Genomic DNA, 7419 nt, shown 5'->3' with positions numbered 1-7419 from the left:
GGTGAAGCAGAAAAACAAGCTTCAGTAACGGTAAAAGATAATATTAAAAAGGGTGAAGCAGTATTAGTTAAAAAAGATAGCGAAACTGGTGAGCCACTTCAAGGTGCAGTATATGGTCTATATGACTCAAAAGGTAACTTAATAGAAAAAGTTACAACTGATGAAAACGGACAAGCAATAGCAAGCACAAAATTAAGACCAGGAAATTACTATTTTAAAGAAATAACAGCACCAAAGGGATACAATATAAGCGATGAAAAATTACCACTTGAAATTAAATTAGGTGGAGTAGCAGATAAGAATGAAGTAATTGCAAAAGATTCAGTAATACTTGGATCAGCAAAACTTATAAAAGTAGATAGTAAAACTGGAGGAAAACTTCAAGGAGCTGTTTATGGAGTTTATGACTCAAGTAATAAGTTAATAGAAAAAGTAACAACAGGAAGTACTGGAGAAGTAAGTACAAAGACAGACTTAAGACCAGGAAAGTATTACTTCCAAGAGATAACAGCACCAGTTGGATATAACTTAAATAATACAAAATATCCATTTGAAATAATACTTGGAGAAACAAATAAAGTTCCAGTAATAACAGCAAGTGATGATGTTATTTTAGGTTCTGTAAATCTTACTAAGGTTGATAGTGAAACAAGTGAAAAGCTTGAAGGGGCAACATTTGAATTATATGAAGTAAATGGTGAAAAGGAAACTAAGGTTGATAGTTATGTTACTGATAAAAATGGTAATATAAAAGTAGAAAACTTAAGACCAGGAAACTATTACTTCGTAGAAACAAAAGCTCCAGAAGGATATAATTTAGATAATTCAAAACATGAATTTAAAATTGTACTTGGAGAAGCAGAGAAACAAGTTTTAGTAACAGTAAAAGATAATATTCAAAAAGGTTCAGTAGAACTTACTAAGGTTGATAGTGAAACAAGTGAAAAGCTTGAAGGGGCAACATTTGAATTATATGAAGTAAATGGCGAAAAGGAAACTAAGGTTGATAGTTATGTTACTAATAAAGAAGGTAATATAAATGTAGAAAACTTAAGACCAGGAAACTATTATTTCGTAGAAACAAAAGCTCCTGTAGGATACAATTTAGATAATTCAAAACATGAATTTAATATAACTTTAGGAAAGACTGAAAAGCCTATATTATTATTAGTGAAAAATGATATTAAAAAGGGAGAAGCAGTTTTATTTAAGAAAGATAGTAAAACTGGTAAATCACTTCAGGGAGCAGTATATGGTCTTTATGATTCAAAGGATAATTTAATAGAAAAAGTAACTACTGAAAAAGATGGTAAGGCAGTAGCAAAAATAAAATTAAGACCAGGAAACTATTATTTCAAGGAAATAACAGCACCAAAGGGATATGAGATGAGTGATGAAAAATTACCATTTGAAGTTAAGTTAGGTGGAGTTATTGATCCTGAAATAGTTACAGCTGAAGATGACCCTATAGTAGTAATAAATAAAGTAGATAAAAATAATAATGAAAAAGTGAATAATAATAATGATTCAAATAAAAAAGAACTTCTTCCTAAGACTGGATATGAAGCAAAATATGCATATTTAGGATTAGCAATAATTATTATAGGATTAATTATATTATTTGCAAGAAGAAAGAAAAATTAACAAATAAAAAACACACAACATTTTAGTTGTGTGTTTTTTTATTTGAAATAAACTCATTTATAGGTTATATATTTGATAGCAACTGTTTTAATTTAATACATAGTTTTTTCTTTTGATATATACATTTAGAGTAATCAATATTGAATTTTTCAGAATATCTTTTTAAGGGACATCTAACATCACTATACATTAAAAAATCAAAAAGTTGTCCTTCGTCATCAGATAGAAATTTTCTTGCATTACAAATACGTTCATCATTATAATTATTTATAAAAATATCTTCAGTTGATTTATTATCTTTAATTAAGTCTATTATTTCTAAACCATCTTCTGTTTCTATATTTAAGCTTGAAGCATATCTTTCTATATTATTTTTTCTGCAAAGATAAGCAAAGTTATTTATTATAGCTAATTTAACATAAGAAGTAAATGGATTTTTCTTTTCGATATCAAATGTATTTATAGCTTTTAATATTGATAGAATACCATATTGAATAAGGTCATCATATTCGTAATTATCTATAAAAGTATACCTTTTTATTTGTTTTTTTACTAAAGGCAAATATTTTTCTATTAATATTTGTTTGGAATTTTTATCGTTATTTTTAGCAAGTATAATTAAAGTTATGTCTCTCATTTCAAGCGCCCCCTTTTTGTTTATAAAATTTAAATTTAACATTATTATTTTAATTACTTGAATATTTGAATTTTAATTTATACGCTTATATATATGCAGAAATAATAAAAAACAATAAAAAAATAGGAACGTATGTTCGTATAAAATTTAAAAAAGTTGCTTAGATTGCTATAAATATAAGCATCTAAGCTTTATAATTTAGTATAAATTTTTAGTAATATATTAGTTTAAATTAATTTATTTATATATAAAATTATGAAGTTCTTTGATTTCATCTTCAATATTAAAATTCATATAATAAATATTATTTAAGTTAATACCTTTTGAATGCTTATCGCAAGGAACTCTATATTCTAAAATATCACTTGTTCCTAATGATAAAATATCAGTTCCAATAGGTATAAATTCACTAGAAGATATATTAGTTTGAACAAGTGGAAGAGTATCATTTAATATAGATGGATATTTTGTAGGAGATATTGAAAGCATTTTTTCAAATATACCGTTTATAATATTTCTATGTCTTTGAGTTCTTCCTTGATCTCCACCATCATATCTAATTCTTGCATAAGCTGTAGCTTGTACACCATCCAAATGATGATTTCCTGGTGTTTTTATATTTGAAGAATTTCCATCTATATAATTATTTAAGTATTTTAAATCTCCATTTGTAATTTCTAAATTTATTCCACCAATTGAATCTATTATTTTTGGAAGTGTTGATAAGTTAACAGTTATAAAATCTTCAATATTTAAATTAAAGTTCTTATTTAATGTACTTATTGCAAGTTCTGGACCACCAAAAGCATATGCATGAGTTATTTTATCTTTGCCATGTCCAGGTATATTTACATAAGAATCTCTCATTATTGATGAAAGTTTAAGTTCATCATTTTTTTCATCAATAGTAAGTATCATAATTGAGTCAGAACGACCATTTTTTCCCTCAGGTGAATCTATTCCAAAAAGAGCTATATTTCTTATTTCATTATTTTCATCAAGCTTTTTTGAAACTTCTTCATTTACTGAAAGGTTTTCTTTTTTAATATCAACTTTAGTTACCTTGTTTAGTAAGTTATTAATGTAAAAAAAACTACCGCCTATAAATAAAATTATTATAGTTAAAATAAATAGTAGTGTTTTTTTCCAAGTTGCTAAGTTCTTTAGTTTTCCCATACTAATCTCCTTAATTAAATTTTATCCCACATAAAAATAGTATAACATTTCAAGTATTTTATGTAAATAAAAGTATTTAAAGGAGTAATTTGTATAAATTATAAATTGAAGTAGGAAAACTTTATTATATAGTATTTATTAAGGATATTAATAAGTAGAATATTGTAATAAAATTTGCTTTATAAAATAATTTTAAATAAAGGAAAAAATAAAACAAGTAGAGTTAAAAGTCTACTTGTTTAATAGAATTATATTAATTTCGAATTTATAATCAATAAACTAAAGAACAAATTTTCTAATTGCTTTAGCTACGCCAGAATTTATATTTGTATCAGTAATATACTGAGCCTCTTTTTTAAGTAAATCAAGTCCATTACCCATACAAACACCAGTACCAGCATATTTTATCATAGAAAGATCATTCTCACTATCACCAATACACATAATTTCATCTCTATTTATATTTAATATTTTTGCTAAATGTTTAACTGCATTTCCTTTTGAAGTTCCTTTTTTCATTACTTCAAAGTTATGTAAGCCAGAGCTTACGACTTCATATTTATTTAAATTTAAAAATTCGTTTTTAGCTTTTATTAGTTCATCATTATTACTTCCATCAGTATCAATAGCTATAAATTTTAATACATCACCTTCAAGTTCTCTTAAAATATCTTTTAAATCATTAGATACGATAAATTTAATTCTATCTTCTTCTGGAATATTTTTATTTGTAACTTTATATGCATGATCTTCTCTAAAATCAGTAGAAGATATTGCTGTATCATGTGTATTAAAATATCCATTTGAACTATATTTTTTTGATATATTATATATTTCTAAAGATTCATCAAGTGATAGAGCATTTTCATATATAACATCTGATGAATTCTTTTCTCTTATATATGCACCATTAGATGAAATTATAGGAGCATCTATACCGATTAAATCAGAATAATATTTAGCAGATGTAAATAATCTACCTGTAGTTATAGCAATTATAACCCCTTTTTCCTTTGCTTCCATTAAGGCTTCTTTATTTTCATTTGATACATTATGATTATTATCTAAAAGAGTTCCATCCATATCAATGCAAATTAACTTTATAGACATATAAAAAACATCCTTTACTTAAATTTTGTATAAGTTAAGAGTGTTATAAACTTATACATTCAAAATTTTATCATTATTAAAAAATAATGTAAAGTTAACTATATAAAACGATTAAATTACATAAAAAGTAATAAAATAAGATAAATATTATTTAAGTTATGTTGTGTATTTATAAAAAATATATTTATATAATAGATTAAGATTTAATTTTATAAAATATTTAGTGGCTTTAAATTTAATATAAAAGAAAAGAAGCTTCTTAAATTTAAGAAGCTTCTATTTCATTTACATTATTTAAATTATTATCTTCATTACAAATATTAGATTTAGTTCTAAATATTATATGACCTAAAATTATAGCTGCTATAGTTGGTATAAGCCATGGAAAACCTTGTGCCCCAAGAGGAATAAAGTTTAAATTTACTCCAGGGATTATACCGATTAATCCAAATACTAATGATGTATAAACACCAAGTCTAACAGCATTTACATTAGTTAAGAACTTGTCTAATAAAGTTGTTGCAATAAGAGTTATTGCTACTGGATATAATACATTAAGTATTGGTCCAGATATTTTTATTATATTATCAACACCAAGTGATCCAATTATAATACTAATTACAGAAATAACTAATGCATTAACTTTATAAGGTAATTTACCTTTTGATATTTCTGTAAAGAATGATGCTCCAGCAGATATTAAACCTATTGAAGTTGTAAGACATGCTAGTCCCATTGCGATTCCTATAATTACTGGACCGACATTTCCTAATATATTTTTAGAAATAAATAAAAGTAATGTTGTTTTTGTTGCATCAGCTGGTGCAACAGCAGCAGTTTGAGCTCCTATAAATGTTAAACCACCATACACGAAAGCTAGTCCAACAGCAGCCACTATTCCTGCTTTAATAGTCATAGGAACTAAATCTTTTTGTTTATAACCTTTTGCTATTATATTTCCAGATACGATTGCTGCAAAAAGTAATGCTGCAAGTGCATCCATTGTTTGATATCCTTCAAGGAATGAGCTTGAAAGGACTGATGTAGCTCCAGTATTTTGAACAGCATCAATAGGAGAAAGTATTCCTTTAAAAATTATTATAGCTAATATAATAAGCAATGCAGGTGTTAAAAATTTACCTATTAAATCAATAATACTTGATTTTCTAAATATAAAAAATAAGTTTAAAGCAAAGTATATAATCATCCAAACTATAGCTGGAATACTAGGGAAGAATGGATGTACAGTTAATTCAAAAGTTGTTGCTGCAGTTCTTGGAATTGCAAGCATTGGTCCAATTGCTATAAAAAGAAGTGTTGCAAAAATTAAAGCAAACTTAGGACTTATTTTTGAAGCCATTGTTTCAAAAGTACCATCACCTTTTATACATGCTATTATAGCTAGTAGAGGTAGTCCAACTCCAGTTAAACTAAAACCTATTATTGCAAATATATATTCACTTCCTACTAATTTACCAAGAAATGGTGGGAATATTAAATTACCAGCACCAAAGAACATAGCAAATAGTGCAAAGCCTACTATTAAAAAATCTTTTGTTCGTTTATTCATAATTAAAACCTTCCTTTTATAATATCTTTTGTTTTATGTACTAATTACACAAAAATATGTATTTATCAAAACATTGTTTATTTCCAAATTTAATATATGAATTATATTAGCATTAAAATTTATAAATTTCAACAAATAAACTTTGGAAATGCTACCATATAGATTTTATAATAGATAAATTTTTGATATATTGATAATAAAAAACGTTTAATATTAACAAATGGATATATAGAAAAATAACTAAGGAGTATGATATAATAAATTCGTATTTTTAGTAAATTTTAAAAAGCAATATTTAAAGAAATAAAAAATGTACTTAATAAGTGTCAATTTATCGGGGAGGATAATTATGAGAGTAAAAAAAGCTATAATACCAGCTGCTGGTCTTGGTACTAGATTTTTACCAGCTACAAAAGCTCAGCCAAAAGAAATGTTACCTATAGTTGATAAACCAACTATACAATATATTATAGAAGAAGCAATTGCATCAGGAATTGAAGAAATATTAATAATAACAGGTAGAAATAAAAAATGTATAGAAGATCATTTTGATAAATCAGTAGAACTTGAGATGGAACTTGAAAAGTCAGGAAAAAATGAACTTTTAGAACTTGTAAGAGATATATCAGATATGGTTGATATACATTATATAAGACAAAAAGAACCTAAAGGATTAGGTCATGCTATTCACTGTGCAAAAACATTCGTTGGAAATGAACCCTTTGCAGTATTATTAGGGGATGATGTTGTAGATAGTGAAAAGCCATGTTTAAAACAACTTATGGATTGCTTTGATGAATATAAAACTTCAATATTAGGTGTTCAAACTGTTCCAGAAGAAGATGTATCAAAATATGGTATAGTTAATGGACTTCATATTGAAGATAGAGTATATAAAGTAAAAGATTTAGTTGAAAAGCCAAAGAAAGAAGAGGCACCAACTAATGTAGCTATTCTTGGTAGATATATAATAACTCCACAAATATTTGAAATATTAGAAAATACATCACCAGGAAAAGGTGGAGAAATCCAACTTACAGATGCATTAAAAACTTTAATTTCTAAAGAAGCTATGTATGCTTATGATTTTGAAGGTAGAAGATATGATGTTGGAGATAAATTTGGATTTTTACAAGCTACAATAGAATTTGGACTTAAAAAAGATGAATTAAGACCTCAGCTTTTAGAGTATTTGGAAAATAAGTCTTGGGAAAAAATTCTTAAGTAGATTAAAGGTATTTTAAAAGTTAAATTAGATAATTAAAAGGAGCAATAAAAATAA

General features: G+C 25.7%; 6 protein-coding genes. 2 read left to right on the top strand and 4 right to left on the bottom strand.

Features of this window, described 5'->3' with window-relative positions:
* The coding region (locus O212_RS0115640) for a SpaA isopeptide-forming pilin-related protein (RefSeq protein ID WP_024615990.1) at positions 1-1644 on the top strand (1644 nt) is incomplete at its 5' end.
* Between the two features lie 64 nt (positions 1645-1708).
* Here O212_RS0115640 and O212_RS16330 read toward each other — a convergent pair.
* The 4 genes from O212_RS16330 to brnQ all read right to left on the bottom strand — a co-directional run bounded on the left by O212_RS16330 (position 1709) and on the right by brnQ (position 6137).
* Positions 1709-2281: a sigma-70 family RNA polymerase sigma factor gene (locus O212_RS16330; RefSeq protein WP_024615989.1), complete on the bottom strand. Its 573-nt coding sequence runs from the start codon at positions 2279-2281 to the stop codon at positions 1709-1711.
* A 237-nt stretch (positions 2282-2518) separates the two neighbouring features.
* Positions 2519-3457: an LCP family protein gene (locus O212_RS0115630; RefSeq protein WP_024615988.1), complete on the bottom strand. Its 939-nt coding sequence runs from the start codon at positions 3455-3457 to the stop codon at positions 2519-2521.
* A 279-nt stretch (positions 3458-3736) separates the two neighbouring features.
* The gene (locus O212_RS0115625) at positions 3737-4567 is read right to left on the bottom strand and encodes a Cof-type HAD-IIB family hydrolase (RefSeq protein ID WP_024615987.1); all 831 of its coding nucleotides are present in this window, start codon (positions 4565-4567) and stop codon (positions 3737-3739) included.
* Positions 4568-4832: 265 nt separating this feature from the next.
* Complete coding sequence (gene brnQ / locus O212_RS0115620; RefSeq protein WP_024615986.1) at positions 4833-6137, bottom strand: branched-chain amino acid transport system II carrier protein; 1305 nt, start codon at positions 6135-6137, stop codon at positions 4833-4835.
* Between the two features lie 349 nt (positions 6138-6486).
* On the opposite strand from brnQ, the gene galU reads away from it, so the two are divergent.
* Complete coding sequence (gene galU / locus O212_RS0115615; protein WP_024615985.1) at positions 6487-7365, top strand: UTP--glucose-1-phosphate uridylyltransferase GalU; 879 nt, start codon at positions 6487-6489, stop codon at positions 7363-7365.
* The last annotated feature ends 54 nt before the right edge of the window (positions 7366-7419 follow it).

This window comes from Clostridium sp. Ade.TY, from assembly GCF_000498355.1.
Lineage (GTDB): Bacteria > Bacillota > Clostridia > Clostridiales > Clostridiaceae > Clostridium.
Note: the sequence above shows the minus strand (reverse complement) of the source record. Positions and strands in the feature narration are given on the sequence as shown.

Bases quoted from the DNA above. Each gene is read 5' to 3' on its own strand.
- O212_RS16330 (WP_024615989.1), bottom strand. From the start codon at position 2,281: ATGAGAGACATAACTTTAATTATACTTGCTAAAAATAACGATAAAAAT.
- galU (WP_024615985.1), top strand. From the start codon at position 6,487: ATGAGAGTAAAAAAAGCTATAATACCAGCTGCTGGTCTTGGTACTAGA.
- brnQ (WP_024615986.1), bottom strand. From the start codon at position 6,137: ATGAATAAACGAACAAAAGATTTTTTAATAGTAGGCTTTGCACTATTT.
- O212_RS0115625 (WP_024615987.1), bottom strand. From the start codon at position 4,567: ATGTCTATAAAGTTAATTTGCATTGATATGGATGGAACTCTTTTAGAT.
- O212_RS0115630 (WP_024615988.1), bottom strand. From the start codon at position 3,457: ATGGGAAAACTAAAGAACTTAGCAACTTGGAAAAAAACACTACTATTT.